The organism is Paracidovorax sp. MALMAid1276 (assembly GCF_049198005.1).
Taxonomy (GTDB): Bacteria; Pseudomonadota; Gammaproteobacteria; order Burkholderiales; family Burkholderiaceae_C; genus Acidovorax.
In genome coordinates this window covers 23,900-50,060 of the sequence record NZ_JBMIRS010000217.1, presented here as the reverse complement: position 1 = coordinate 50,060, position 26,161 = coordinate 23,900, and the positions used below count along the sequence as shown (strand labels likewise).

At 68.2% G+C, this 26,161-nt stretch carries 22 protein-coding genes; 6 read left to right on the top strand and 16 right to left on the bottom strand.

What is annotated here, in order from left to right:
- Positions 1–180 (top strand): hypothetical protein (locus tag ACOQFS_RS17870; protein ID WP_421564172.1); only part of this gene is annotated, 180 nt, incomplete at its 5' end.
- A 158-nt stretch (positions 181–338) separates the two neighbouring features.
- Here the strand turns inward: ACOQFS_RS17870 and ACOQFS_RS17865 are convergent.
- From ACOQFS_RS17865 to ACOQFS_RS17820, 10 genes are all read right to left on the bottom strand, one after another.
- Positions 339–1,382: an NAD(P)/FAD-dependent oxidoreductase gene (locus tag ACOQFS_RS17865; protein ID WP_421564171.1), complete on the bottom strand. Its 1,044-nt coding sequence runs from the start codon at positions 1,380–1,382 to the stop codon at positions 339–341.
- 130 nt (positions 1,383–1,512) lie between these two features.
- On the bottom strand, positions 1,513–1,842 hold the full coding sequence (gene fdxA / locus ACOQFS_RS17860; RefSeq protein ID WP_421564170.1) for a ferredoxin FdxA: 330 nt from the start codon (positions 1,840–1,842) through the stop codon (positions 1,513–1,515).
- A 117-nt stretch (positions 1,843–1,959) separates the two neighbouring features.
- Complete coding sequence (locus tag ACOQFS_RS17855) at positions 1,960–3,333, bottom strand: sulfate adenylyltransferase subunit 1 (RefSeq protein ID WP_421564169.1); 1,374 nt, start codon at positions 3,331–3,333, stop codon at positions 1,960–1,962.
- Positions 3,333–4,283 (bottom strand): sulfate adenylyltransferase subunit CysD, encoded by a 951-nt coding sequence (gene cysD, locus ACOQFS_RS17850; RefSeq protein WP_421564168.1) that lies wholly within the window; start codon positions 4,281–4,283, stop codon positions 3,333–3,335. Before cysD ends, ACOQFS_RS17855 begins: the two co-directional genes overlap by 1 nt.
- A gap of 136 nt (positions 4,284–4,419) precedes the next feature.
- Entirely contained in the window at positions 4,420–5,043 is a 624-nt protein-coding gene (locus ACOQFS_RS17845) for a phosphoadenosine phosphosulfate reductase family protein (RefSeq protein WP_421564167.1), read from the bottom strand.
- A complete protein-coding gene (locus ACOQFS_RS17840; protein ID WP_421564166.1) occupies positions 5,040–5,432 on the bottom strand; it encodes a DUF934 domain-containing protein in 393 nt (130 codons plus the stop codon). The genes ACOQFS_RS17845 and ACOQFS_RS17840 overlap by 4 nt, the downstream gene beginning before the upstream one ends.
- 33 nt (positions 5,433–5,465) lie before the next feature.
- On the bottom strand, positions 5,466–7,259 hold the full coding sequence (locus ACOQFS_RS17835) for a nitrite/sulfite reductase (RefSeq protein ID WP_421564165.1): 1,794 nt from the start codon (positions 7,257–7,259) through the stop codon (positions 5,466–5,468).
- Between the two features lie 24 nt (positions 7,260–7,283).
- The gene (locus tag ACOQFS_RS17830; RefSeq protein ID WP_421564164.1) at positions 7,284–8,087 is read right to left on the bottom strand and encodes a sulfite exporter TauE/SafE family protein; all 804 of its coding nucleotides are present in this window, start codon (positions 8,085–8,087) and stop codon (positions 7,284–7,286) included.
- 108 nt (positions 8,088–8,195) lie between these two features.
- Positions 8,196–10,136, bottom strand: coding sequence for an FAD-dependent 5-carboxymethylaminomethyl-2-thiouridine(34) oxidoreductase MnmC (gene mnmC / locus ACOQFS_RS17825; protein WP_421564163.1), 1,941 nt, complete (start codon positions 10,134–10,136; stop codon positions 8,196–8,198).
- Between the two features lie 17 nt (positions 10,137–10,153).
- Positions 10,154–10,426: an oxidative damage protection protein gene (locus tag ACOQFS_RS17820; protein ID WP_015013765.1), complete on the bottom strand. Its 273-nt coding sequence runs from the start codon at positions 10,424–10,426 to the stop codon at positions 10,154–10,156.
- A gap of 157 nt (positions 10,427–10,583) precedes the next feature.
- On the opposite strand from ACOQFS_RS17820, the gene ACOQFS_RS17815 reads away from it, so the two are divergent.
- A complete protein-coding gene (locus ACOQFS_RS17815) occupies positions 10,584–11,606 on the top strand; it encodes a sulfate ABC transporter substrate-binding protein (RefSeq protein WP_421564162.1) in 1,023 nt (340 codons plus the stop codon).
- A gap of 101 nt (positions 11,607–11,707) precedes the next feature.
- On the opposite strand, the gene ACOQFS_RS17810 is transcribed toward ACOQFS_RS17815, so the two are convergent.
- The 4 genes from ACOQFS_RS17810 to ACOQFS_RS17795 form a co-directional block, all read right to left on the bottom strand.
- Positions 11,708–13,915, bottom strand: coding sequence for an ATP-binding protein (locus ACOQFS_RS17810; protein WP_421564161.1), 2,208 nt, complete (start codon positions 13,913–13,915; stop codon positions 11,708–11,710).
- Positions 13,916–14,092: 177 nt separating this feature from the next.
- Complete coding sequence (locus ACOQFS_RS17805; RefSeq protein WP_421564160.1) at positions 14,093–16,414, bottom strand: ATP-dependent DNA helicase; 2,322 nt, start codon at positions 16,412–16,414, stop codon at positions 14,093–14,095.
- On the bottom strand, positions 16,411–17,292 hold the full coding sequence (locus ACOQFS_RS17800) for a hypothetical protein (protein ID WP_421564159.1): 882 nt from the start codon (positions 17,290–17,292) through the stop codon (positions 16,411–16,413). The genes ACOQFS_RS17805 and ACOQFS_RS17800 overlap by 4 nt, the downstream gene beginning before the upstream one ends.
- A gap of 290 nt (positions 17,293–17,582) precedes the next feature.
- The gene (locus tag ACOQFS_RS17795; protein WP_421564158.1) at positions 17,583–18,569 is read right to left on the bottom strand and encodes a Bug family tripartite tricarboxylate transporter substrate binding protein; all 987 of its coding nucleotides are present in this window, start codon (positions 18,567–18,569) and stop codon (positions 17,583–17,585) included.
- Positions 18,570–18,763: 194 nt separating this feature from the next.
- On the opposite strand from ACOQFS_RS17795, the gene ACOQFS_RS17790 reads away from it, so the two are divergent.
- From ACOQFS_RS17790 to ACOQFS_RS17775, 4 genes are all read left to right on the top strand, one after another.
- Positions 18,764–19,984, top strand: a complete 1,221-nt coding sequence (locus ACOQFS_RS17790) for an MFS transporter (protein WP_421564157.1) — start codon at positions 18,764–18,766, stop codon at positions 19,982–19,984.
- 70 nt (positions 19,985–20,054) lie between these two features.
- A complete protein-coding gene (locus ACOQFS_RS17785; protein WP_421564156.1) occupies positions 20,055–22,145 on the top strand; it encodes a PAS domain-containing protein in 2,091 nt (696 codons plus the stop codon).
- Between the two features lie 233 nt (positions 22,146–22,378).
- Positions 22,379–23,425, top strand: coding sequence for a methionine ABC transporter ATP-binding protein (locus ACOQFS_RS17780; RefSeq protein WP_421564155.1), 1,047 nt, complete (start codon positions 22,379–22,381; stop codon positions 23,423–23,425).
- Between the two features lie 22 nt (positions 23,426–23,447).
- The gene (locus ACOQFS_RS17775; RefSeq protein ID WP_421564154.1) at positions 23,448–24,113 is read left to right on the top strand and encodes a methionine ABC transporter permease; all 666 of its coding nucleotides are present in this window, start codon (positions 23,448–23,450) and stop codon (positions 24,111–24,113) included.
- A 122-nt stretch (positions 24,114–24,235) separates the two neighbouring features.
- Here ACOQFS_RS17775 and ACOQFS_RS17770 read toward each other — a convergent pair whose 3' ends face one another.
- Together ACOQFS_RS17770 and ACOQFS_RS17765 are read right to left on the bottom strand one after the other, a co-directional pair.
- Positions 24,236–25,033: a GNAT family N-acetyltransferase gene (locus tag ACOQFS_RS17770; protein ID WP_421564153.1), complete on the bottom strand. Its 798-nt coding sequence runs from the start codon at positions 25,031–25,033 to the stop codon at positions 24,236–24,238.
- A 101-nt stretch (positions 25,034–25,134) separates the two neighbouring features.
- Positions 25,135–26,157 carry a Bug family tripartite tricarboxylate transporter substrate binding protein gene (locus ACOQFS_RS17765; RefSeq protein WP_421564152.1) on the bottom strand — a complete coding sequence of 341 codons (1,023 nt, stop codon included), beginning with the start codon at positions 26,155–26,157 and terminating at the stop codon, positions 25,135–25,137.
- Positions 26,158–26,161: the final 4 nt, after the last annotated feature.

The window sequence follows — 26,161 nt, the reverse complement described above, 5'->3', positions numbered from 1 at the left end:
GGACTCCCCCACAACAACAAGAGCCTGATCGATTGGGGCCCAGAGGGTAAAACACCTGCAGTCGTATATCCGGCATCTGGAATGGGATTGTCAATGTCCCGTGCCGACATGGAATTTGCGTCACCGCGTCGCCACAAGTTGCAAGCGGGAGGCAAGCTGCCGCAAGAGTTATCGGCGTAATGCGGTGTGGGAGGAACCCGATTGGCCATGATGGTCGATCAAACCCATCGCAAGTGGCGAATCAATACTGGCGTTGGCGTGGTGCTGTGCAGCCTGCTGGCGGCAGCGCTTGCGAAAGCAGTAAGCTACGTATTGCAGTGGTGTGGCTGCGTGGCCAGTCAGTCAGAGGCGGCGGGCGCAACACCCAGCAACTGGTGCAAGCGCGGGCTGGTCGTGGTGTACTGCAGCGCCACCTTGTCCCCCTTGCGTGCCTCCGCCGCGCCGAACGCGGCCAGCGTGGCCTCGTGAAAGCCACACAGGATGAGCTTGCGTTTGCCCGGGTAGGTGTTGATGTCGCCCACGGCGTAGATGCCGGGCACGCTGGTGCGGAAGGCCTCGGTGTCCACCACCAATTGTTTGCGGTCCATGGCGATGCCCCAGTCGGCGATGGGGCCGAGGCGGGGCGAGATGCCGAGCACGGCCACCAGCAGGTCCAGCGCCAGGGCGCGGGGGTTGCCATCGGCGTCCACCACCTGCAAGGCGGTCAGTTGGTCGCCAGCGGTTTCAATGCCGGTGATCTGCGCGGCCTCGATATGGATGCGGCCTGCGTCGCGCAATTGCTGCAGGCGCTGCAGCAGGGCATCGGGTGCCTGGAACACATCGCGGCGGTGCAGCAGGCTCACGCGGGCGGCCTGGCCTTGTTCGGCCAGTTCCACGGTGCGGGCCACGGCGGGCTCGTCGCCGCCATGCACGACGACGTGGCGCCCGGCCACATCCGCCGTCGCGGGCAGGTGTTGGTAGTGGACCTGGGTGCCCACAAAGCGCTCAATGCCGTCCACCTTGAGCGTACGCGGCACAAAGGCGCCTACACCGGCGGCGATGAACACTGTGCGGGCCAGCAACTGCGCGCCTTGCGAGGTTTCAACGAGCAGACGCCCATCGGCTTGCTGGGAAAGTGCAGACACCAGCGTGTTCAGGTGCCACTGGGTCTTGAACGGGGCAATCTGCTTCAGCAACAGCTCCGCCAGCTCGCGCCCGGTGCAGACCGGGATGCCCGGGATGTCATAGATGGGTTTGTCGCCATACAGCTCGACGCACTGGCCGCCCGCGTGGGGTAGGGCGTCGATGAGGTGGGCTGTGATGCCCTGCAGGCCGAGTTGGAAGACCTGGAACAGGCCCACGGGGCCTGCGCCGATGACGACCGCGTCGGTTTCTTGAATCATGGCCGTGGCAGGCGGGTGGCAGCGCCAGGCGCCACGTTGCTCTGGGTCGCCACAAACCGTTCACGCTGAGCTTGTCGAAGCGCGGCGCAAGGCTTCGACAAGCTCAGCCCGAACGGTTGGGGTCGCTGGGTCACTTCACCAATTCGTTGACCTTGCCCGGCTTGCCGTTCCACTCGTCGGCGTCGGGCAGTGCGGGCTTGCGCTTGGTGATGCTCTTCCAGCCATCGGCAAAGGCCAGCTCGGCGTTGAGCTTGATGAAAGCGATCTGGTCGGACGGCAGGTCTTCTTCGGCAAAGATGGCGTTGGCCGGGCATTCGGGGATGCACACGGCGCAGTCGATGCACTCGTCGGGGTCGATGACGAGCATGTTCGGGCCTTCGCGGAAGCAGTCCACGGGGCACACGTCCACACAATCGGTGTACTTGCACTTGATGCAGTTTTCGGAGACGACGTGGGTCATGGCAGGAGTTGTGTGGGTCGGTGAAAACCCTCGATTTTAAGGGCTTCACCGACCTGGGGTTGCAAGGATCTCTGGCGGAGGGTGGGGTGTGGTGTAGCGGACAGGCGCCGGGCGCGGTCAGTGGACCAGCACGGCGCCAGCGGTCTTGTGGCTGGCGGTGTCCACCAGGATCAGCGAGCCCAGCACACGGGCGGTGGCAAACGGCGCGGCCGGAATGGCCTCTTGCAGCACCAACTGGACGTGGCCGATGGCGTTCGGGTCGAGCTGCGTGGCGGCTTCTTCGGCCAGGGTGTTGATGTTGAGCTTGTGCACCACGGCCTTGACCTTGGCCTTGACCCAGCGGTGGCCGTGCAGCGCCCAGTAAACGCGGCCAGCCACCAGGGGCTCGTCGTCCATCCACGCGACGGTGGTGCGCAGTTCGCGGCTGGCGGGCCAGGCCGGGGTGGCGGCAGGGGTGTCGCCAAAGTCGTCGTCGGCAGCGGGTGCGGCCGCTGCCGTGGGCGCGGCCAGAATCCAGTCGCCGCGCGACACGTCCACCTCGCGGTCGAGGATGATGCCGGCGCTGGTGCCTGCGGGCACATCGGTGGGGCGGCGGGCGTGGTCCAGAACCTGGGCCACGGTGGCCAGCTGGCCGCTGGGGAAGACCTGCACCGCCGTGCCGGGCGCAAAGCGGCCTGCGGCCACGCGGCCCCAGAACACGCGGCGGCCCTGGCGGGTGTCGGACGAGGATGAGAACTTCTCGACCCACTGCACCGGGAAGGCCGGCGCCAGCGCCGCGTCGGCGGGGGTGTTGGGCAGCACTTCCAGCACCTGCAGCAGCGTGGGGCCGTCATAGCCGCACCAGCCAGCGTGCGCGTCGACCACGTTCCAGCCTTTGAGGGCCGAGACGGGCACGGTGGCACGCACGGCGATGCCAGCGGCATGCGCGAAGGACTGCAGCGCGCCCTGGATGTGCTTCCACGCCAGCGCCGGGTCTTCCACGGCGTCGAGCTTGTTCACGGCGAACACCAGCGAGTGCACGCGCAGCAGATGGGCCAGCAGGCTGTGGCGGCGGGTCTGGGGCAGCAGCGCCAGGTGGGGGTTCTTCCAGTCGAGCTTGGTGGCATCGACCAGCACCACGGCCGCGTCGGCGCTGCTGGCGGCGGTGACCATGTTGCGGGTGTACTGCTCGTGGCCGGGCGCGTCGCCGATGATGAACTTGCGCTCTTCGGTGGCGAAGTAGCGATACGCCACGTCGATGGTGATGCCCTGCTCGCGCTCGGCGCTGAGGCCGTCGGTCAGCAGGGCCAGGTCGGTTTCGCCCTGGCGCTGCACGCCGGCCAGGTGGTCTTGCAGCACGGCCTTGCTGTCCACCAGCAGGCGGCCGATCAGCGTGCTCTTGCCGTCGTCCACGCTGCCGCAGGTGATGAACTTGAGGGCGGATATATGGTCATTTTGGGCTCCAGCACTTTCTGTATAAGCGCTGACAGCTATCGAATTCATAGTAGTCATTAGAAGTACCCGTCTTTCTTTCGCTTTTCCATCGACGCATCGCTGGTCTTGTCGTCCATGCGCGTGGCGCCGCGCTCGCTCACGTCGGCGGCCAGGGTCTCAATGACGATCTCGGCCGGGGTGGCGGCGGTGCTCTCCACGGGCGCGGTGCAGGTGATGTCACCCACGGTGCGAAAACGCACGTCGCGCGTCTCCACCACATCGCCCTCGCGTGCGGGGGTCAGCTCGGTCACAGGCATCAGCAGGCCCTTCTTGTCCACCACCTGGCGCTGGTGCGTGTAGTAGATGCTGGGCAGCGCGATGTTCTCGCGGTCGATGTACTGCCACACATCGAGCTCGGTCCAGTTGCTGATGGGGAACACGCGGAAGTGCTCGCCCGGCTGCAGCCGGGTGTTGAACAGCGTCCACAGCTCGGGGCGCTGGGCCTTGGGTTGCCACTGGCCGAAGCTGTCGCGGTGGCTGAAGATGCGTTCCTTGGCGCGGGCCTTTTCTTCGTCGCGCCGGGCGCCGCCGATGAGGGCGTCAAAGCGGAACTCTTCAATCGCTTCGAGCAGCGTGACCGACTGGTGCACGTTGCGCGATTCGCCCGGGTGGGCCAGGCGCACGGTGCCGCGCGCCATGCTGTCTTCCACGTTGCGCACGATGAGTTCGGCGCCCAGTTCCTTGGCGCGGAAGTCGCGGAAATCGGTCACCTCGGGGAAGTTGTGGCCCGTGTCGATCATGAGCAGCGGGTAGGGGATGCGGCCCGCGCCAAACGCCTTTTCGGCGCACTTGAGCATCACCAGCGAATCCTTGCCGCCGGAGAACAGCAGCGCGGGGCGCTCGAAGGCGGCGGCGACTTCGCGCAGGATGAAGATGGTTTCTTCTTCGAGCGCATCGAGGTGCGAGTTGTTCAGGTGGTAGCTCATGTTGTTGTTTTTCAGAAGCGCTGTATCGGTGCGGGCGTTCATGGTCGGATCGCTAGTGGGGCGGGCAGAGGTACGGTTGATCCATCAGAGTTGTTCGGGCTGAGCTTGTCGAAGCTCTGCGCGGCGCTTCGACAGGCTCAGCGTGAACGGTTTCGGGTAGTCGGTGGGCAGATCCGTATCAGTGCGCCAGGTGCAGCCCACACTCGCGGTTGTCTTCGCCCTTGGTGGGGTCCACATAGTCGAAGTTGTTGGGCAGGCCGTGCTTCACGCAGTATTCGTGCAGGTCCTTGGACGACCAGTGCAGCAGCGGCGCCACCTTGATGAGGCCGTCGGGGTTGATGCTCACCGGGTCCATCTGGGCGCGCACGGCGGTGTCGGTGGCGCGCAGGGCGGTGAACCACACCTTGGGCGCGGTTTCGCGCAGGGCGCGGGCAAAGGGTTCGAGCTTCACTTCTTCGGTGAAGGCCGCGTGGCGAGGGTCGTCCAGCGCGGGCGTGGGGCCGTCCACCGCCTCGCGGTGCGCGCGCGACCGCAGCGGCAGATAAATCTTGAGCTTCAGGCCCAGCTGCTGGGTCACCTCGTCGGCAAAGCGGTAGGTGGCCTCGGTGTTGTAGCCGTTGTCCATCCACACCACAGGCACGTCGCGGTTCACCTGCGTGACCATGTGCAGGATCACGGCCTCGAACGGGCGGAAATTGGTGGTGACGATGGGGCGCTGGTTGAGGCCGAGCGCCCAGGCGACGAGGCCCTCGGCGTTGCGGCCCAGCTCGGCGTTGACTTGTGCAAGGTCGATCTGGCTCATGCGGCAGCCTTTTCAGTGGCGAAGTGGGGCTGCGGGTTCACCGCATCGCCCTGGTAGAAGCCGGGGAAGCGCTCGAACTGGCGCTGGGCGTCCGCAGCGTCCACCCCGGCGCGCAGCACGGCGCTGGAAAAGCCCGTGCGCTGCATCTGCACCAGCTGGTCGATCAGCACGTCGCCCGTGGCGCGGATGTCGCCCGCAAAGCCACGGCGGCGGCGCAGCAGGAAGGCCTGGCTGAACGCGCGGCCATCGGTGAAGTTGGGAAAGTGCAGGTCCACGCGCTCGACGCCGTCAAGCGGCAGCGCCAGGGCGTCGGCATCGTTGGCCAGGGCCACCACGCGGGTGTCGCCCTCGGCGGGCGGCTGGTGGTCTTGAGTGGCAAGGATCTTCATGGTGTCGTTGTCGTTGTGTGCGTGGGGCAGGGCTCAGGCCGATGCCACTGCCTCTTCGGCAGCGGCCGGGTGGCGGGCCTGCTTGGCGGCTTCCTTGAACGGGTCCAGGCCCGCACGGCGCACGGTGTTCTGGAAGGTCTCGCCACTCTCGCGCAGGTCGCGGTAGGTGCCGAGCACGGCCTCGATCACGTCCGGCACTTCGGCCGCCGAGAACGAGGGGCCGATCACCTTGCCCGCCACGGCGGCGCCCGACAGGTCGGAGCCGTCCGAGCCGCCCAGCGTGACCTGGTACCACTCCTTGCCGTCCTTGTCGACGCCCAGGATGCCGATGTGGCCGCTGTGGTGGTGGCCGCAGCTGTTGATGCAGCCGCTGATGTGCAGGTCGATCTCGCCGATGTCGTCCAGCTCGTCCAGGTCTTGATAACGCTGGGTGATGGCCTCCGCAATGGGCAGCGAGCGGGCGTTGGCCAGCGCGCAGAAGTCGCCGCCGGGGCAGGCGATCATGTCGGTGAGCAGCTGCACGTTGGCGCTGGCCAGGCCCAGGGCCCGGGCTTCTTGCCACAGCTCGAACAGGCGGCTGGCGTGCACCCAGGGCAGCAGCACGTTCTGGTCGTGCGTCACGCGGGCTTCGCCGGCGGAGTATTTGTCCACCAGGTCGGCCAGGGCGATCAGCTGCTCGCTGGTGGCGTCGCCGGGCGACTGGCCGGGGCGCTTGAACGACAGCGTGACGGCGCGCAGCTGCGGGTTTTGGTGCGGGTGCACGTTGCGCTGCAGCCAGCGGCCAAACATCACATGTTCGGCAGCCTGGGCCTTGAGCGATGCGTCAAGCGCGGCGGGGTCCACGTCGGCGATGTCGGCCAGTGGGGGCGCCACAAAGCAGGCCGCCACGCGGTCGAATTCGGACTGCGGAATGGTGTGGGGGCCGCCGTCGATCTCCATGATCTGGCGGTACTCGGCTTCCACGTCGTCGATGTACTGCTGGCCTTCGGACTTGACCAGGATCTTGATGCGGGCCTTGTACTTGTTGTCGCGGCGGCCGTGCTCGTTGTACACGCGCACGATCGCCTCGATGTAATTCATGATCTGGTCCCAGGGCAGGAACTCGCGGATCACCGTGCCCACCACCGGCGTGCGGCCCATGCCGCCGCCCACGAACACCTTGAAGCCGATCTCGCCCGCACCGTTCTTGACGAGGTGCAGCCCCACGTCATGCCAGCCGGTGGCGGCGCGGTCGTCCCTGGCGCCGCTGATGGCGATCTTGAACTTGCGCGGCAGGAAGGCGAATTCGGGATGCAGCGTGGACCACTGGCGGATCAGCTCCGCATAGGGGCGCGGGTCCACGATCTCGTCCACCGCCACGCCGGCCAGCGCGTCGGTGGTGGTGTTGCGGATGCAGTTGCCGCTGGTCTGGATGCCATGCATGTCCACCGAGGCCAGCAGATCCATCACGTCGGCGCTCTTGGCCAGTGGAATCCAGTTGAACTGCACATTGGTGCGGGTGGTGAAGTGCGCGCAGTGCGTGGGCAAAAAGGTGGTGCCCAGCTTGCCCTGGCCTTCCATGGCGGCCTTGAAGACGGCGGCCTCGGGCTCGTCGTACTCGCGGGCGATCTTCGCCAGCACGCGGATCTGGCGGCTGGCGATCTCGCCGTAGGGCACGGCTACGCGCAGCATGGGCGCATAGCGCTGCACATACCAGCCGTTTTGCAGGCGCAGCGGGCGGAAATCGTCCTCGGGCAGTTTGCCGGTCTGCCAGCGGGTGAGCTGGTCGCGGAACTGGTCCGCGCGCTGCCGGACAAACTGTTTGTCGAATGCTGTGTATTGGTACATCGTGGGGCGGGAACCGCAGGGTTCCTAGATCAGAATCAATTTGAAGCCTGCCCAGGCCAGCAGGACGGACAGGGCAGAGCGGATCAGGCGCTCAGGCGTGCGGGTGACCAGGCGCGAACCCAGCCAGATGCCTGGCAGCGAGCCAGCCAGCAATTGTGCAAGCAAAGGCCAGTCCACCGAGCCGAGCGTGGCATGACCCAGCCCTGCCACCAGGGTCAAAGGCACGGCGTAGGCAATGTCGGCGCCGATCACGCGTGGCAGCGGCAGCAGCGGGTAGACCAGCAGCAGCACCGTGACGCCAATCGCGCCCGCACCCACCGAGGTGAAGGTGACCAGCGTGCCGATCACCGCGCCCAGCAGCACGGGCAGGCTCCAGTGGCGGGGGCGGGTGGGGTCGCGCGCATCGGTCTTGCGGGTGGCGGCCTCGGCGGCCTGGCGCTGGGCCGAAAACGCGATGGCCTTGTACAGCGTGGCCGCCGCCGTGAGCAGCAGGGCAAAGCCCAGCGTGGTCGTCATGATGCTTTGCGCGGTGCCGCTGGCCGGGCCCATCGTTTTGAGCGCCCACAGCGCGAGCAGCGCGGCCGGAATGCTGCCTGCGCACAGCTGGCCCACCACCTTCCAGGGCACCAGGCGCTGGCGGGCGAGGCTCACGGTGCCCCCCATCTTGGTGAACGCCGCAAACAGCAGGTCGGTGCCCACGGCCATGTGGGGCTTCACGCCAAAGAAGAAGATCAGGATCGGCGTCATCAGCGAGCCGCCGCCCACCCCCGTCAGGCCCACGATGAGCCCGACGGCAAAGCCCGCAAAGACGAACGCCAATTCATGCATGGCGGCGACTTTAGAGGTCCTTCTTATGGATGCAAACTATTGTTTTGCTCTGCCAATATGCGCAAATGAATATAAGCAAGGATTGGCGGGCGTTGTAGCGCAGGGGTGCTACATGCGCTCTGTGCCCAGCGCGCGGGCCAGCCGGGCATCGACGGGAAGCGGCTCGCCCTGCAGGCGGGCGGCCAGCAGCTCGCCGCACAGCAGCGCCAGGGTCAGCCCGCGCGCGCCCATGGCCGTGCTGACCCACAGGCCCGGCAGGCTTGCCACATCCACCGGGCCCACGATGGGCAGGCGGTCGGGCGCGGTGCAGCGCACGGCGGCCCAGGTGTAAAGGCAGGGCGGCTCCTCGGCAGAGGGCTGCGAGGCTCTGGCGAACAGGGGCTCCAGCGCCGGGGCGATGCCCGGCAGCAGCGCTTGCAGCTTGTCCCGGTTGATTGCGTGCGCTGCCTTGATGTCTTCGGCGGTGGGCGGCAGGGCATGCACGTCGCGCTCGAACGTGGAGCCCATCAGCCAGCCCTGGCGGCCTTCCATGTCGCCGTCCAGCGGAAAACGGGGCACCAGGTTGCCGTGGCCATTGGCGGGAAACGGCAGCAGCGGCGGCGCATCCGTGCTTGCTGCATGCACGCCCCAGGACACCTGGCCTCGCACGGGCTGCAGCGGCCAGGGGCGGCGCAGCAACTCCACGCTGCCCATGCCCGCCGCGATGACCACGGTCGGCGCCTCGGCCAGCACCTGGCCGTGGGCGTTTAGTGCCTGCCAGACCTCGGGGCCTGGGCGGCCATTTGCAGCAAGCGGCGCGATGCGCTGCAACCGCGCCACCTGGCAGCCACCGTGCCAGCGGATGCCGGGCTGCGCGAGGAGGGCTGCGGCCAGGCGGGCCGGGCGCACCCAGCCGGCCTGGTGGTGCCAGCAGGCCGTGGTGCCCGGGGGCAGCTGGGCTGCGGCCAGGGTGGCGGGCGGTGCGGGCTCGCTCCAGGCGGCGCCGGGGCCCTGCATCCAGTCCGGCGCGAGCCCGGGCGTGCCGTCGGTGCGGTGCTCCAGCACACCGGTTGCGGCCCAGTCCAGGCCTTCGTTCAACAGCCAGCGGGCCTGCTCCAGCGTGGTGCGCACGCCGCTGCGCGACAGGCGCGAGAGCACGCTGTCGTCCGGCGAGACATGCGGCGCAAACACACCAGCGGGCAGGGCCGATGCGCCCGCGGCGGGCACGGCCGCCTGGTCCAGCACCTGCACCTGCCAGCCGCGCCGGGCCAGGCTGGCGGCGGCGGCGGCACCCGCAATGCCGCCGCCGATCACGATGCAGGGGCCGGGCAGGGCGGGTTCGGGCGCGGCCACGGGCTGGCGCGGGGTGCGTGGCTCCCAGCGTGGGTTGTAGGTGGCGTGCAGGTTATCGCGCTTGGGCGGCACGCCGGGCACGCGGGTCACTTCAAAGCCGCATTGGGCCAGCGCGTCGCGCACCGCGCGGGCGATGGTCCAGGTGGCCAGGCGGGTGCCGCGGCGGCAGCAGCGCGCCACGGCCTTCAGGGTGTGCAGGTCCCAGCTCTCGGGGTTGCGCTGGGGGCTGAAACCGTCGAGGTAGATGGAATCCACCGTCAGGCTCTGCTGGCGCAGCATGGCCTGGGTGTCGCCCACCAGCAGGGTCAGCAGCACCCGGCCTTCGTCAAAGCGCAGCCGGTGCACGCCGGGCAGCAAGCCCCACCATTGACGGTGCAGCTCTTGCACCAGCGGCGCCAGGTCGGGGTGGGCCGCAGTGGCACGCAGCAGGTCGTCGGCGCTCACCGGCCAGGCCTCGGTCGACACAAAATGCAGCAGCGTAGGTCGCTGTGGGTCGGCCCGCCATGCGGCCCAGGTGACCAGGAAGTTCAGGCCAAAGCCAAAGCAGGTTTCCAGAATGCGCCACTGCGCTTGCCCGGCCCATGCGGCGGGCAGGCCGCAGCCGTGCAAAAAAACCTGGCGAGCCTGGGTGAGGCCGCCGTTCTCACTGTGATAGCGGTCGCCGAAGCGGGGGCTGTAGGGGGTGCCGTCCGGCAGCCAGTCCACAGGCTCGGACATAGGAAGAGGAAGGGTGGTCAGGCGCTGGGGGGCACGTACCCGGCCGCAGCGTCCGCGCCGCTGCCAAAAAAGTGATTCTCCATCTGCCGGGCCAGGTATTGGCGGGCGCGGGCGTCGGCTAGGTTCAGGCGGTTTTCATTCACGAGCATGGTCTGGTGCTTGAGCCAACCGGCCCAGGCTTCCTTGCTCACGCTTTCCCAGATGCGCTTGCCCAGTTCGCCGGGGTAGGGGGGGAAGTCAAGGCCCTCGGCTTCCTTGCCGAGCTTGATGCATTGAACGGTGCGTGCCATGGGAATGTCCTTGTCGTGGAGGAGCGGAAAAGTGTCGCTCAGATGTTTTTGGAATAAAGAACTGAAATCTCAGTAGTTTCAGTTTTTAAGAGGGGCTTCCAGAATGCGTTTCATCGGTGTTTTGCACCGCAACACATTCACCAAAGAGGCCCGTGCCATGAATTTTCGCCGCGACTTTATCAAGTTTCCCCTCGCCGCCGCCCTGGTGGGCAGTTTGGCCCTGACGGCATTGCCGTCGTTCGCGCAGTCGGTAACGCTGCTCAACGTGTCGTACGACCCGACGCGTGAGCTGTATGTGGAGTTCAATCAGGCGTTTGCCAAGCACTGGAAGGCCAAGACCGGCCAGGACGTGACCATCAAGCAAAGCCATGGCGGCTCGGGCAAGCAGGCGCGCTCCATCATCGACGGGCTGGACGCCGACGTGGCCACGCTGGCCCTGGCGGGCGACACCGATGCGTTGCACACCAATGGCGGCTTGATCCCCAAGGACTGGCAAAAGCGGCTGCCGCACAACAGCTCGCCTTACACCAGCACCATCGTGCTGGTGGTGCGCCAAGGCAACCCCAAGGCGATCCGCGACTGGGACGACCTGGTGCGCCCGGATGTGAAGGTGATTACCCCCAACCCCAAGACCTCGGGCGGCGCGCGCTGGAACTACCTGGCGGCGTGGGAATTCGCCAAGCGCAAATACGGTGGTGACGCAAAGGCCAAGGACTTCGTGGCCCGGCTGTATGGCAACGTGCCCGTGCTGGACACCGGCGCGCGCGGCTCCACCATCACGTTTGCGCAGCGCAACCAGGGCGACGTGCTGATTGCCTGGGAGAACGAAGCCCACCTGCTCGCAAAGGAATTCGGCGGCAAGTTCGACGTGATCGCGCCGTCAATCTCCATCCTGGCCGAGCCAGCGGTGTCGGTGGTGGACAAGAACGTGGACAAGAAGGGCACCCGTGCCGTGGCCGAGGCCTATCTGCAATACCTCTACACCGAAGAAGGCCAGGACATTGCGGGCAAGCATTTCTACCGCCCGGCCGTGTCTGACAAGGCCAAGGCCAAGTACGCCAAGCAGTTCCCCAAGCTGAACCTGTTCACCATCAACGACGCGTTTGGTGGCTGGGACAAGGCGGCCAGGGAGCACTTTGCGGACAACGCGAGCTTTGACCAGATCTATTCTCGCAAGTAGAAGCTGATGTATGTATAAAAATCAGCCCCGACGCGTGATGTATAAGGTCTTGTAGCTACGAAAATTGTAGCTATCGGGATGCCGACCCGGGGGCGCCCGGGTCACCCGGCCCGCGTGAGCAGCCTCAGCACATCGGCCAGGTCATAGGGCTTGGCCAGCACCTGTACCCCCGGGATGGAGACGCGGTGTTCCGAATAGCCGGTGGCGAGAACCATCTTCATCTGAGGGAAGCGGCTGACCACGGCGCGGGCCAGGTCGATGCCGGTGAGGGTGCCTGGCATCACCACGTCCGAGAACACGAAGTCCACTTTCGTGCCCGCCTCCAGCCGCGCCAGCGCGGCGTCGGCGTTCTCGGCCAGGATCACTGTGAGGCCCGCGGCCTCCAGGGCGGGGGCCACACTCTCGCGCACCAGCGCGTCGTCTTCGACAAACAGCACCGTGCCTTGCACCTGCGGCCCGCCATTGGCCGCCCGCTGGGCCGGGGTGCTTGCGGCGTCGGCGTGCGCGTCGGCTGCGCGCGGCAGATAGATGTCGACGCGCGTGCCTTCACCCACCTGGCTGCTGAGCACCAGCGTGCCGCCAGACTGCCGGGCAAAGCCGAACGCCTGGGGCAGGCCCAGGCCCGTGCCTTCGCCCACCTTCTTGGTGGTGAAGAACGGGTCCAGCGCCTTGGCCATGACCTCTTCCGTCATGCCGATGCCCGAGTCGGCCACGCTGATGCACACATAGTCGCCGGGCGGCAGGCCTTCCACCGGCGGGGGCGTCTCCTCGTTGCTCACCCGGATGCGGATGGCGCCTCCGGCGGGCATCGCGTCCTTGGCGTTGATTGCGAGGTTGAGGAACGCCAGCTCGAACTGGGTGGGGTCGATGGTCACCGGCCACAGTTCTTCCTCCACCTCGATCTCGAGCGCAATGCTGGCGGGCAGCACGTTGTCCACCAGCTGTCGGAACTCATGGATCTGGCGGTGCAGGTTCACCGTCTCCAGCCGCGCGTCCTGCGTGCGGCCGAACGAGCTGAGCTGCCCGGTGAGTGTCTTGGCGCGCTTGATGGCCTTGCTGCAGGTGTCCAGCAGGCTGTGCAAGCGCTCGGTGTCGTGGGTGCGCTTGGCCAACTGCAGCGATGTGGACAGCGTCTGCAGCAGGTTGTTGAACTCGTGCGCAATGCCGCCCGTGAGGCGGCCCAGCGCCTCCATCTTCTGGCTCTGCAGCAGCGCACGCTGCGCGCGTTCCGAGTCGGCCACCGCCTGGGCCACGCGCAGCTCCAGCTCGCGCTGGGACAGGCGCAGCCGGTTGCTCACCTCGGCCATGCGCGAGCCCACGGCGTCCACCTCCACCAGCCCCTGCGCGGTGTAGGTCACGGGGTCGCCCCGTCCCAGTGCCTGGGCGGCTTCTTCGAGCCGCTGCATGCGCTGGATGACGCCCGAGCCGATGCGCCGGGCCAGCAACAAGGTCACCACCAGCACCAGCAAGGCCGCAAAGGCAAAGATCCCGGCGCCGCGCACCGCCGAGCTGCGGATGTCTTCTTCCGGAATGCTCAGCACCACGGTCCAGTCCGAACTGGCCACGCGGTGGAAAAACGTCTTCACTGCGACCCCGTCGAGCGTGACCGAGCGTGTGAGGCCCTGCGAGGTCGATGCGAACAGCCTCTGCAGCCGTTCGTCCGACGAGCGGCCGACGAATTCCTCGGGCTTTCGCGACCGGGCGAGCAGCACCCCATTGCGGTCCACGATGGCGCCCAGCCAGCGCGTGGGCAGCTTCTGCTGCGCCAGCAGCGCCTGAATGGCGGTGACGTTGACGCCCATGCCCACAAAGTAGCGGATCTCCCCGCGCTCCATATACGGCACCTGCAGGGCAAAGTCGAACCGCTTGGCGACCGGGGCCATGAAGATGTCGGATACCAGGGGCGTGATGCCCCCGTCGCGGCGCATCAGGTCCTCGATGCTGGCCGGCCGCTCGGTGGGAAGCGGCGTGCCCAGCGGCACGCGCGTGTTCAGCAGCTGCCGCCCATCGGGCGCCATCAGCACGATGGTGGTTTCGGGGCTGGCCGCGTTCTTTTTCGCAAACTCATAGAACTTGGCGATGTTTCCGGTCGCAAGCGAGGGGTCGTTGGCGATGGTGCGCAGGATCCTCTGGCGCGACTGCAGCTCGTTGTCCACCAGCAGCGACAGCGCGCGTGCGGCCTCCTTCAGGCCCGCTTCCTGCACCATCTTTTCTTCCTCGTACACGTACCAGATGGCCAGCATCGCAGCCACAAAGGCCGGCAACAGCACCGACAGCACCAGAGCGAAAAGCTGAGTTTTGAAGCGCATTGACTGGGATCATCGCCAGAGGCGGTCGGTTGTGGTGCTGGTATCAACCCGGGTCGGGCATGCCGGCCAACCCCCGCGCACGTCCATCAGGCCCGCAGGCGCGTTGCCGGGCGGTACCCAGCGGGCGACTATAACTTTGCAGGATGTCTGCCGGGGCATTTCGCATCGGCGTAATGGTCACGCGCGGCCACGGGTCTGCCACCACGCCGGCAGCAGGCTTTGCACCTGGGCCTGCGCAAAACGCTCGTCCATCAGGTGCACTACGCCCTCGTCGTCGGGCGTGCGAATCACCCGCCCCGCCGCCTGCACCACCTTCTGCAGGCCGGGGTAGAGGTAGGTGTAGTCATAGCCCGCGCCAAACAGGCTGTGCATGCGCTCGCGGATCTGCTCGTTGACGGGGTTGACCTGCGGCAGGCCCAGCGTGGCCACAAAGGCGCCAATCAGCCGCTGGCCGGGCAGGTCGATTCCCTCGGCAAACGCGCCGCCCAGCACGGCAAACGCAATGCCCTGGCTGGTGGTGGAAAAGCGCGCCAGAAACTCGCGCTGCTCGCCTTCGAGCATGCGGCGCGACTGGCACCAGTGCGGCACGTCCGGGTGCTGCTGCGCAAACAGCGCGGCGGCCTGCTGCAGGTAGTCGTAGCTGCTGAAGAACGCCAGGTAGTTGCCGGGCCGCGCGCGGAACTGCTGTGCCATCAGCGCCGCCAAAGGCGCGAGCGACGCCGCGCGGTGCGCAAAGCGCGTGGAGATGTGGCGCGCCACCTGCACCTGCAGCTGCTGCGCGGCAAAGGGCGATTCCACGTCCACCCCCACATGGTCGCCCGGCAGGCCCAGCAGGTCGGCGTAGTAGCGCGCGGGCTGCAACGTGGCCGAGAACAGCGTGCTGGTGTGCGCGGCCTGCAGCCGGGGTTGCAGGAAGGGCGCGGGCACCACATTGCGGATGCAGACCACGGAATCACCGGGCTTGGAAGCGCGCTGGTGGTGGGTTGCAGCAGCCTGGGTGATGTCCACCATCGAATGTGTATCGAGCAACTCGGCCATGCGCTGCAGGTGCAGGGCGTCGAAATAGAAGGTCTGCAGCGCGCGGGTGTGTTCGGTGGGCTCGGCCGGGTGGTCGGTGAAGTGCTCGGTGAGGGTGGTGGTGCACTGCTGCAGCGCGGCCAGCAGCTTGTCGGGGAAGGCTTCAAGCACCGTGTAGGCCGCCGGGTGCGCCTTGTCCAGCGCCACCCAGGCGCGGCGCACCTTGTCCAGCGCTTTCTTCACGGGGGCATGCTGCGCGGCGGCGGGGCTGCTGCGGGCCTGGGCCAGCGCGGCGGGGTGCAGCTCGGCGGTGAACATCTTGCGGCCGCGCTCCACCAGGTTGTGCGCCTCGTCCACCAGCAGTGCCGTGCGCCACTGGTTGGCTTGCGCCAGGCCGTGCAGCAGGCCGCCCAGGTCGAAGTAGTAGTTGTAGTCGCCCACCACCACATCGGCCCAGCGGGCGAGTTCCTGGCTCAGGTAATAGGGGCACACGCCGTGCTGCAGGGCCACCTCGCGCACCCGGGCTTGTTGCAAGGCGGGGGCGGGTTGGCCTGTGCTGTTGGTGGCTACCGCAGCGGCGCGGGCCGCGGGCAGCCGGTCGTAAAAGCCGCGCGCCAGCGGGCAGGATTCGCCGTGGCAGGCGTTGCCGGGGTGTTCACACGCCTTGTCGCGCGCCACCAGCTCCAGCACCCGCAAGGGCAGGGCCGGTACGCTGTCGGCCAGGCGCGCCAGCGCATCCAGCGCCATCTGCCGCCCCGAGGTCTTGGCCGCCAGAAAGTACACCTTGTCGATGCGCTGCGCCGGGGCGGCCTTGAGCAGCGGGAACAGCGTGCCCATGGTCTTGCCAATGCCCGTGGGTGCCTGGGCCAGCAGGCAGCGGCCCGCTACTGCCGCCTTGTACACGGCTTCGGCCAGCGGGCGCTGGCCGGTGCGAAAGCCGCCGAAGGGAAACGCCAAGGTGGTCAGTGCCGCATCGCGCGCGGCACGGTGGGCTACCTGCTGTTCGGCCCAGGCCATGAAGCGCTGGCATTGCGCCTCGAAGTGCTGGCGCAGGTCGTCGGCGCTGCAGCGCTCGGTGAACACGGTCTCCTGCTGCGTGCCCACGTCCAGGTACACCAGCGCCACGTCGATATGCGCCAGCTGCTCCTGTTCGCACAGCAGCCAGCCATACACCTTGGCCTGCGCCCAGTGCAGGTGGCGGTGCGATGCGGGCTGGCGGTCGAGCCGGCCCTTGAAGGTCTTGACCTCGTCGATGCGCTGTTGTGCGGGGTCGTAGCCATCGGCCCGGCCGCGCACCTGCAGGTTTTGGTAACTGCCGCTCAGCGCCACTTCGGCGCGATAGCCTGCACCCCGGCGTGACGCGGCGACCGCATGGCCTGCCATGCCTTCGAGCGCCGTGGGCGCCGGCGTGAAGCGCAGGTCCAGGTCGCCCTGCTTGGCGGTGAACTCGCACAGCTCGCGCACGGCCACGATGTAGGTCATGGCGCGGGTGGGGGTGTGTCGGCGTCAGGGGCAGCGGCAGCGGGGCCGCCCAGCTGCGACTGGGCCAGGTCGTCATCACCGCGCAGGGGCGTGGCCTTGCACAGCGCCATCCACACCGCAAACGGCAGGGTGCAGCGGTTGTGCCGCGCGGGCCGCAGCAGCTCGAAGCGCCCCTCGTCCACGCTGCCGTGCAGCACCCAGATGCCGAAGTGCTCTGGGATCTCGTGGGGCTCGGCAATGCCTGCTGGGAAGACGTAGTAGCACTCCTCGCACAGCCACTGGTAGGCCTGGCGTTTGGCGTCGTGCCGCAGGTCCGACAGCAGATCGGCCCGGCTGGCCTTGACCTCATGCACCATGGGCTGCAGGTAGGCGGGCACCGAGGTGTTGCGCACCGAAAACAGGTCGGGCCGGGCCATGCGCCACACGTTGGCGGCGGCGCGGGCCGGGGGGGCGGCATCGTCGTCGGCCCACAGCGGGGCCATGGGTGGTGCGGCGTTGGATGGTGCGCCAGCCACGGTGGCAGGCGCGCCTGCCACCGGCACGCTGTCGATCACCGCGCGCAGCGACAGCTCGGCCCATACGATGCGGCCCGCGGCCAGGAGCTGCGCCGCAAACTTCTGGCCCAGCCGGTCGTGCAGGCTCAAGGCGCGCACGCCGCGCTGGCGCGCCTGGGCGAGGGTGCGAATGCCATCGTCGGTGAGGCGCAGGGTTTCGCAGCCATCGGCGGCGGTGTGCAGGGCGATCAGCCCGGCCGCCAGCAGGTCGATCTCCAGCCCGTCCTTGCACGGCCATCCGGCCGAGCGCCAGATCTGCATCAGGCGGGTGCGGTGAAAGCGGGTGATGGTCGGAGGCGGCGGGGCGGGCGGGGAGGCCGGCATGGCGTGGAGGTGGCCCGGGGTGGCCAGATGAAGGCACTGAATTTAATCACAGTGCCTCGGCGGCCGCCAGCCGCGCAGGCTCCCAGGCGCTTTCGGCGGGGAGGAATCCGATGAAAATTGGGCTTCAGCGCTTATCCATAAATCGCTGATAGCTATAAAAAGCAGAGCACTGGGGTCTTTGGCAATCGGCAGCGTGAGCGGTGCCACAGGCGCTGCTGGGGGCACCGGGGATGCCCGGCAATGCCCTGGCGGTGTGGCCCGCGAACAGGTTCAGCGGGCCGGGGCGCGGATCAGTCTGCCTGAATGCCCGCGTCCTTGATCACCCGGCTCCACTTGGCGGTTTCGGCGCGGTTGAACGCTTCGAACTGCGCTGCCGACCCGGTGTCGACGATCGCGCCGCGGGTGGCGAGCTTTTCCTGCACATCCTTGCGCGCCAGGGTCTTCTGCAGCTCGCCATTGAGGCGCGCCACCACATCGGCCGTCATGCCCTTGGGCCCGATCAGGCCCCACCACACGGTGGCGTCGAGCTTGGGCCAGCCGAGCGACGCGGTGGTCGGCAGGTCGGGCAGGGTGTCGGTGGGCTTGCTGCCGTACACCGCCAGCGCACGCAGCTTGCCGGCCTGCACGTGGGCCAGCACCTCCAGCGGGTTGATCGACATGAACGAGATGCGCCCGCCGATCAGGTCGGTGATGGCGGGGCTGCCGCCCTTGTAAGGCACATGCACCGCCCGCACGCCGGTTTCCTGCTTCATGAGTTCGCTGGCCAGGTGGCCGGAGCTGCCGTTGCCCGCCGATCCGTACGACAGCTCTTCGGGGTTCGCCTTGCCGTACTCGACCAGCTCCTTGAACGACTTGAACCGCGAGGCTGCGGGCACCACGACGACCAGGGGCGCGTAGCCGATCTTGCCGATGGCGGTGAAGTCCTTGGCGGGGTCGAAGGCCAGGTTCTTGAACAGCGCGCCATTGCTGGTCAGCGAGGGCGAGGCCGTCAGCAGCATGTACCCGTCGGCCGGTGCCTTGGCCACGGCGGCCATGCCGATGTTGGTGGATGCGCCGGGCTTGTTGTCGACAACAATGGTCTGGCCCAGCGCGGTCCCCAGCTCTTGCGTGACGATGCGGGTGACGATGTCGACGCCGCCGCCCGGCGCGTACGGCACCACCACCGTGATGGGCTTGGAGGGATAGGCCTGGGCCAGGGCGGCCAGTGGCAGCGCAGCGCCGGCAAGGGCTGCGGCCCCGATGAGCTGGGCCGCGCCGCGGCGGGTGATGAAGGGCATGGGGGAGTCTCCTGAGGTCAGCATTGCATTGTCTGGCGCGCTGGCGCAGCGCCGGAGTGCATTTGATCTATCTGTTATGCCTGCGCCGCATAGGTGGGGGTGCGAGCGGGGTGAGTGGGCTAGACCTTCACCAGCCGGGGTGCTTCGTGCCCCGCGCCAGCGGGCGCAGGGGCGCCGCACCACAATCGGCGCCCATGACTTCTTCCCTCACGATGCTGCGGCTCATCAGCCTGGCGGCCTTCTGCAGCATGGCGTCCATGCGGGTGTGCGACCCGATGCTGGTGGCGCTGTCTCTTGAATACCAGGTCACCACCGGTGATGCCTCGGCCGTGATCGCTGCGTTTGCCGTGGCCTATGGCGTGCTGCAGCTGGTGTACGGCCCGCTGGGCGACCGCGTGGGCAAGGTGCGCGTGATCATTGGCGCCACGGCCGCGTGTGCGGTGTTCAGTGCGGTCACGGCGCTGGCGCCGAGCTTCACCGTGCTGGTGGTGGCGCGCGCGGCCATGGGGGCGGCGGCGGCCGGGATCATTCCGCTGTCCATGGCCTGGATCGGCGACGAGGTGGCCTACGAGCAGCGGCAGGAGACGCTGGCGCGGCTGATGGTGGCCACCGTGACCGGGATGATGGCGGGCCAGTGGTTTGGCGGTTTTGCCACCGAGGTGCTGGGCTGGCGCGCCGCGCTGGGCGCGCTGGCGCTGGCCTTCTTCACGGCGGCCGTGCTGCTGCTGCGCCATGCGCGCGCCATCGGGGCGCTGGGCGGTGCGCCGCTGCCGCCGGGGGCTCCGGCCTTCTCCCTGGCCAACTACCTGGCGGGCACGATGGCGCTGCTGCGTGTGGCGCGCGTGCGCTGGGTGCTGGCCGTGGTGGCCATCGAGGGCGCGCTGGCGTTTGGCACGCTGGCCTTCGTGCCGGCGCGCATGGTCGACGGGTTCGGGCTGTCGGCCGCTGCGGCCGGCGGGGTGATGGTGCTCTATGGCGTGGGCGGGCTGATCTACAGCGTGTTTGCGCGGCGCTGGCTGGCGGCACTGGGTGAGCAGGGGCTGGCGCTGCTGGGGGCCGCGCTGGTGGGCGTGGGCCTGCTGTCGCTGGCGTGGGCGCCTGCCGTGGCCTGGGCCATGCTGGGCTGCTTTCTGGCCGGCATCGGCTTTTACATGCTGCACAACACGCTGCAGGTGCAGGCCACGCAGATGGCGCCGCAGGCGCGCGGCACGGCGGTCACGCTGTTTGCGTGCCTGCTGTTCCTCGGGCAGTCCACGGGCGTGCTGATCGTGGCGTTCAGCGTGGACCGGGGCTGGATCCCCCCGGTGTTCACGGCGGCCGCGGCGGGCATCGTGGTGCTGGGCTGGCTGATCTCGCGCCGGGTGCAGGCGCGTGGCGGGGTCGCCGGGGTAGGAGCGCAGGGTGTCGCCCTGTAGACTTTCGGCTTGCCCGCAGGCCCTTGCGCCCCTCGCACCCTTTGCGCCCTTTGCGCCCCTTGCCTGACCCATGACCGAACCCTTGCCCGACCTGCCGCCGTTTCCCCGTGCCCCCGGCCCGATGAGTGAGCGTGTGCGGCAGTTCGACTGGGCGCAGACGCCCATCGGTGCGCTGGCGCACTGGCCGCCCGTGCTGCGCCATGCGGTGGAGAACCTGCTGGCCTCGCACTTCCCCAGCTGCCTGGTGTGGGGGGCGGACTACACCATGCTCTACAACGACGCGTTCCGCATCATCCTGGGCGACAAGCCCGATGCGCTGGGCCGCTCGTTCCGGGATGTGTGGGCCGAGGCCTGGCCTGCCATTGCGCCCATGGTCGAGCGCGCGTATGCGGGCGAAGCCACGTTCATCGAAGACTTCGGCCTGGAGGTGAACCGCCATGGCCACCCCGAGCTGGCCTACTTTACCTTTTGCTACAGCCCGGTGCGCGACGAACACGGCACGGTGCTGGGCATGCTGGACACGGTGGTCGAGACGACGGGCAAGTTCCAGGCGGTGCAGCGCTGGCGCGAGCTGACCGCATCGCTGGAGCACCAGGTGGCCCAGCGCACGGCAGACCGCAACCGCCTGTGGCAGCTGTCGGAAGACGTGCTGCTGGTGGCGCGCCTGGATGGCACTATCACCGCCGTGAACCCGGCCTGGACGGCCACGCTGGGCTGGTCCGAGTGCGACACCGTGGGCCACCCGCTGGTGGCGTTCGTGCATGCCGACGACGCCACGCCGGTGCTCGATGCGCTGGGCCAGCTGGCGGCCGAGCCGGGGCGACGCCGGATCGAGGCCCGCCATGTGCACCACGAAGGCGGTGAGCGCTGGATCGCCTGGACGGCGGTGCCCAGCGATGGCTTCATCCACGCGGTGGGCCGCGACACCACCGAGCAGCATCTGCGCGATCAGGCCCTGCGCAACGCCGAGGAGCGCCTGCGCCAGAGCCAGAAGATGGAGGCCGTGGGCCAGCTGACGGGCGGCATCGCCCACGATTTCAATAACCTGCTGCAAAGCATCACGCTGCCGCTGCAGCTCATCCGCCAGCGCATGGCGCAGGGCCGCCACGACGAGGTGGACCGCTACGTGGAGTCGGGCCTGGCGGCGGCCCGGCGGGCCGCGTCGCTCACGCAGCGGCTCTTGGCGTTCTCGCGCCGCCAGCCGCTGGACTCGCGCGCGGTCGACCTGGGCGATTCGCTGCGCGGGCTGCAGGAGATGCTGGGCACCACCTGTGGCGAAAACGTGGCCGTGCAGCTGGCCCTGCCCGACGGGCTGTGGCTGGCCCTGACGGACGCCCACCAGTTCGAAAGCGCGGTGGTCAACCTGGCCATCAATGCGCGCGACGCCATGCCCGACGGCGGCACGCTGCACATTGCGGCGGGCAACGTGGCGGCCGACGACGCCGCCGTGGCCGCCATCCCCGGCCTGGAGCCGGGCGAGTATGTGTGTGTCACGCTGCGCGACACCGGCACCGGCACCGGCATGGCGGGCGACGTGGTGGCCCGGGCGTTCGACCCGTTCTTCACCACCAAACCGCTGGGGCAGGGCACGGGCCTCGGGCTGTCGATGATCTACGGCTTCATGCGCCAGTCGGGCGGCATGGCGGTGCTGGACAGCGCAGTGGGGCAGGGCACGGCGGTGTCGCTGTACTTCCGGCGGTCGCAGGGCGAGGCGCCGCAGCCCGAGGCCGCCGAGCCCGCCACCCCGCTGTCGGGCGAGCGGCGCCGCGACTCCATCCTGGTGGTGGAAGACGAGGACACGGTGCGCGCGCTGGCGGTGGAGCTGCTGCGCGACCTGGGCTTTCAGGTGATGGAGGCGGCCACGGGCGGCGCCGCGATGGCGCTGCTGTCGGGGGCGGTGCAGTTCGACCTGCTGCTGTCCGACGTGGGCCTGCCCGGGCCCAACGGCCGCCAGGTGGCCGACTTTGCGCGGGAGAAATTCCCGGGCATCCGGGTCATCCTGATGACGGGCTACGCCGAGCAGGCTGCGCAGAGCCCGCAGTTTCTGGGCGCTCAGATGGAGCTGCTCACCAAGCCCTTCGACGCGCAGGCCCTGGTGAACAAGGTGCATGCCGTGATGGGGCGCACCCCGCCGTCCGGCCCTTCGCCAAAATCTGCATAAAAATAGGCCCTGGCGCTTATCTGCAAAGGGTTTGTTGCTATCAAATTTTCGGGATGACCTGGGCATAGCACGGGCGTTATTCCTATGCCTTCTAAACACCCGATTTTTTAATCGTTTGTGTTCTTACGGTTCGCCGGTACATTCCCGCCTCCCTGCCATTCACACGCTGCGCGCTGCCGCCCGGCTTGCGCTTGCAAAGCCTGGCGGCAGCGCCAGGGGTTTCTTTTTTCTCCATGATCGATCTACGGGGCATCACCCAAACCTACCCGGGCCCACAAGGCCCTGTCGAAGCCCTGCGCGGCATCGACCTCAGCATCCAGCCGGGCGAAGTGTTCGGCATCATCGGCAAGAGCGGCGCGGGCAAGAGCTCGCTGGTGCGCGTCATCAACCTGCTCAACCGGCCCACCACGGGCCAGGTGATCGTGAACGGCCGTGACCTGACGCGGCTGAACGACGCGCAGCTGCGCGAAGCGCGTCGCGAGATCGGCATGGTGTTCCAGCACTTCAACCTGCTGTCGTCCCGCACCGTGTTCGACAACGCCGCGCTGCCGCTGGAGCTGGCGGGCATGGGCAAAGCCGAGATCCGCGCGCGGGTGGCCCCGCTGCTGGAGCTGGTGGGCCTGGCCCACCTGGCCGACCGCTACCCCGCACAGATCAGCGGCGGGCAAAAGCAGCGCGTGGGCATTGCGCGGGCGCTGGCCAGCCGCCCCAAGGTGCTGCTCAGCGACGAAGCGACGTCGGCGCTGGACCCGGAGACGACGCGTTCCATCCTGGGCCTGCTGCGCCAGGTGAACCGCGAGCTGGGCCTGACGGTGGTGCTCATCACGCACCAGATGCAGGTCATCAAGCAGGTGGCCGACCGCGTGGCGGTGATCGAGGCCGGCCGCATCGTGGAGCAGGGCCGCGTGCTGGACGTGTTCACCCGCCCGCAGCAGGCCATCACCCGAAGCCTGATCGACGAGATCCTGCCGCAGGAGCTGCCGGCCAGCGTGCTGGACCACGTGCGCAAGCTGGCCGGGCAGCTGGGTGCGGGCCACACCGGTCGGCTGCTGCGCCTGTCGTACGCGGGCGACAGCGCCTACCAGCCCATCCTGTCGCAGCTGATCCGCGAGTTCGGCGTGGACATGAGCATCCTGCACGGCCAGGTGGACGAGATCCAGGACGAGACCTTTGGCTCGCTGGCCGTGTATGCCAGCGGCGAGGCCGAGCGCCTGCGCGGCGCCGTGGCGCACCTGCGCGCGGGCGGTGTCGAGGTGCAGGAAGTGGCCGTGGCCGGCTGAAACACACAGAGGAAGCAAAACCATGTTCAACAACTTCACCCCGGCCATGCTGGACCTGTTCGCCGTGTCGCTGTGGGAGACGCTCATCATGGTGGGCATCTCCGGCATCGTCGGCGGCCTCATCGGCGTGCCTCTGGGCGTTTTCCTGCGCCTCACCGACCACGGCGGCGTGCTGCAGAACGGCCCCGTCAACAAGCTCGTGGGCTGGCTGGTGAATGCCGTGCGCTCCACGCCCTTCATCATCCTGCTGGTGGCCATCATTCCGTTCACGCGCTTCATCACGGGCTCGTCCATCGGCACGGCTGCGGCGGTGGTGCCGCTCACCATTGCGGCGGCCCCCTTTGTGGCGCGCCTGGTCGAGGCCGCCTTGCGCGAGGTGGACCACGGTCTGGTCGAAGCCGCGCAGGCCATGGGCGCCACCACCGGCCAGATCGTGTGGAAGGTGCTGCTGCCCGAGGCGTTGCCCGGCATCGTGGCGGGGCTGACCATCACGTTCGTGAGCCTCACGGGCTACTCGGCCATGGCCGGTGCGATTGGCGGCGGCGGCCTGGGCGACCTGGGCATCCGCTATGGCTACCAGCGCTTTCTGCCCGAGATCATGCTGGCCGTGGTGCTGGTGCTGATCTTCTTCGTGCAGGCCGTGCAAAGCCTGGGCGACTGGGCGGTGCGCAGGCTCAGCCACCGCTGAGCTTGATCGCTATCAAATAAATAGCTGTCAGCGCTTTATCAGCAAGCGCTGGGGGCTGCTTTTATCCATATTTTGGGTCGTTGCTGTTGCTGTTGCTGCATCAGCGGCAACAGAGCCGCGCGTCAGCCCGGCACCCGGTAGTGGTACTCGTACGCCGCGCGGAACCCCATGCCCTCATACAGCCGCAGCGCGGCATCGTTGTGGGCGCGCACCTGCAGATAGGCCGACGTGGCCCCGGCCTGCACCGCCCAGTGCAGCAGTGCCTGCACCAGCGCGCGCCCGCGTCCGCCGCCACGGTGGGTGGACGCCACCGCCAGGTCGAACAGGCCCACCGACCCGCGCTCCAGCACCGCCAGGCCAAAACCCACGCCATAGCCCTGGTCCAGCAGCAGCGCATAGGCCGCAGGGTGGGCGATGGATTCGAGCATGCGCTGGTGCAGGCGGCGGTGGTGCGGCGCCACGCCGTTGGCCGTGGCAAAGCCCTCCAGCCAGGTGTCTGACGGCGAGGTGCTGACCAGTGCCTGGGGGCCTTCCGACCGTTCGACGCTGCCCGGCGCCAGGGGGCGGTACAGCACCACCGAGGGGTCGAAATGGGCATAGCCTGCGTCCGCCAGCTCCGCATCGGCCTCGGGCGGTGCCAGCGGCGAGATGCGGAACACGGCGGGCAGCCCATGGCGCGCATACAGCGCCGCCGCCGCCTCGCGCACGCCGTCGAACGGCGCGCCGGGCACGAGCGCGTTGACCGAGTTGGCGCGCTTGGTGTAGCCGCCCGACAGGCGGAACACCCAGCCGCGATGGAACACCGTCTGGTGCGCAGGCCAGGCGTTGAAGGCGCGCTCTTCCAATGCGCGGATCAGGGCTGCGGGCGCGGCAGGGGCGGTGGGGGCGGGCTGTGCAATGGGTTCGGTAGGGTCGGCCATCAGGGGGTTATACAACCCGCCAGCGCCGATGGCACGCGGCATTCAGCCCACAGCGCCCAGCACTCGGCCGTTTGCCGATGGTACGCCCCGGAGCTGCCGATTCAGTCGGTGGTGATCTTGTTGTCGGCCACCAACTTGGCGAAACGCGCCGTGTCGGCCGCAATCTGCTCCGCCATCTGCGCCGGCGCGTTGCCGACGGGCTCGGCACCGATGTCCTGCATGCGCTTTTGGAAGTCGGGCGACTGGATCACCTTGACCATTTCGGCGTTCAGCCGCGCCACCACGTCGGCGGGCGTGCGCGCCGGGGCCAGCACGCCAAACCAGGTGCCGATGTCAAAGCCCGCAAAGCCGGCCTCCTGCAGCGTGGGCACGTCGGGCAGCGTGGACGAGCGCTTGCCCGTGGTCACGGCCAGGGCGCGCAGCTTGCCCGCCTTGATGTGCGGCAGCACGGGGGTGACGGTGTCGAACGACATCGACACCTGCCCGCCCAGCAGGTCCGTGGTCAGCGGGCCGCTGCCCTTGTAGGGCACATGCAGCACGGGCTGGCCGATGGCCGTGGAGAACTGCGTGCCGATCAGGTGCTGGGCCGTGCCCGCACCGTTGGAGCCATAGGAATACTTGTTGGGCGCGGCCTTGACCAGCGCCACCAGCTCCTTCACGTCCTTCGCGGGCGTGGTGGCGCTCACGGTGAGCACGTTGGGCACCAGGGCCACGGTGGTGATGGGCGCAAAGCTCTTTTGAAAGTCGTAGCTGAGCTTTTTGTAGACGCTGGTGGCAATGGTGTGGTGGATGGCTCCCATCAGCAGCGTGTAGCCATCTGCGGGGGCCTTGGCCACATAGTCGGCGCCGATGGTGGCGCCCGCGCCGCCCCGGTTTTCCACGATCACGGGCTGGCCCAGGGCCGCACCCAGCTTTTCGCCCAGCGCGCGCGCCAGCACATCGGTGGTGCCGCCGGCCGCAAAGGGCACGACGAGGGTGACGGGCTTGGCCGGCCAGGCCTGCGCGTGGGCCGGTGCGCCGGGCAGGGCGCACGCGGCAGCGGCGAGGGCCGCCAGCGCCAGCAGGTGGCGGCGGCGTGCGGGCAGCGCGGTGGCGGTGGGGTGGGGCTGGGTGGTGCGTGTCATGCTT

Coding starts and splice junctions, on each gene's coding strand:
- ACOQFS_RS17865 (WP_421564171.1), bottom strand. CDS start 1,382: ATGATTCAAGAAACCGACGCGGTCGTCATCGGCGCAGGCCCCGTGGGC.
- fdxA (WP_421564170.1), bottom strand. CDS start 1,842: ATGACCCACGTCGTCTCCGAAAACTGCATCAAGTGCAAGTACACCGAT.
- ACOQFS_RS17855 (WP_421564169.1), bottom strand. CDS start 3,333: ATGACTACTATGAATTCGATAGCTGTCAGCGCTTATACAGAAAGTGCT.
- cysD (WP_421564168.1), bottom strand. CDS start 4,283: ATGAACGCCCGCACCGATACAGCGCTTCTGAAAAACAACAACATGAGC.
- ACOQFS_RS17845 (WP_421564167.1), bottom strand. CDS start 5,043: ATGAGCCAGATCGACCTTGCACAAGTCAACGCCGAGCTGGGCCGCAAC.
- ACOQFS_RS17840 (WP_421564166.1), bottom strand. CDS start 5,432: ATGAAGATCCTTGCCACTCAAGACCACCAGCCGCCCGCCGAGGGCGAC.
- ACOQFS_RS17835 (WP_421564165.1), bottom strand. CDS start 7,259: ATGTACCAATACACAGCATTCGACAAACAGTTTGTCCGGCAGCGCGCG.
- ACOQFS_RS17830 (WP_421564164.1), bottom strand. CDS start 8,087: ATGCATGAATTGGCGTTCGTCTTTGCGGGCTTTGCCGTCGGGCTCATC.
- mnmC (WP_421564163.1), bottom strand. CDS start 10,136: ATGTCCGAGCCTGTGGACTGGCTGCCGGACGGCACCCCCTACAGCCCC.
- ACOQFS_RS17820 (WP_015013765.1), bottom strand. CDS start 10,426: ATGGCACGCACCGTTCAATGCATCAAGCTCGGCAAGGAAGCCGAGGGC.
- ACOQFS_RS17815 (WP_421564162.1), top strand. CDS start 10,584: ATGAATTTTCGCCGCGACTTTATCAAGTTTCCCCTCGCCGCCGCCCTG.
- ACOQFS_RS17810 (WP_421564161.1), bottom strand. CDS start 13,915: ATGCGCTTCAAAACTCAGCTTTTCGCTCTGGTGCTGTCGGTGCTGTTG.
- ACOQFS_RS17805 (WP_421564160.1), bottom strand. CDS start 16,414: ATGACCTACATCGTGGCCGTGCGCGAGCTGTGCGAGTTCACCGCCAAG.
- ACOQFS_RS17800 (WP_421564159.1), bottom strand. CDS start 17,292: ATGCCGGCCTCCCCGCCCGCCCCGCCGCCTCCGACCATCACCCGCTTT.
- ACOQFS_RS17795 (WP_421564158.1), bottom strand. CDS start 18,569: ATGCCCTTCATCACCCGCCGCGGCGCGGCCCAGCTCATCGGGGCCGCA.
- ACOQFS_RS17790 (WP_421564157.1), top strand. CDS start 18,764: ATGACTTCTTCCCTCACGATGCTGCGGCTCATCAGCCTGGCGGCCTTC.
- ACOQFS_RS17785 (WP_421564156.1), top strand. CDS start 20,055: ATGACCGAACCCTTGCCCGACCTGCCGCCGTTTCCCCGTGCCCCCGGC.
- ACOQFS_RS17780 (WP_421564155.1), top strand. CDS start 22,379: ATGATCGATCTACGGGGCATCACCCAAACCTACCCGGGCCCACAAGGC.
- ACOQFS_RS17775 (WP_421564154.1), top strand. CDS start 23,448: ATGTTCAACAACTTCACCCCGGCCATGCTGGACCTGTTCGCCGTGTCG.
- ACOQFS_RS17770 (WP_421564153.1), bottom strand. CDS start 25,033: ATGGCCGACCCTACCGAACCCATTGCACAGCCCGCCCCCACCGCCCCT.
- ACOQFS_RS17765 (WP_421564152.1), bottom strand. CDS start 26,157: ATGACACGCACCACCCAGCCCCACCCCACCGCCACCGCGCTGCCCGCA.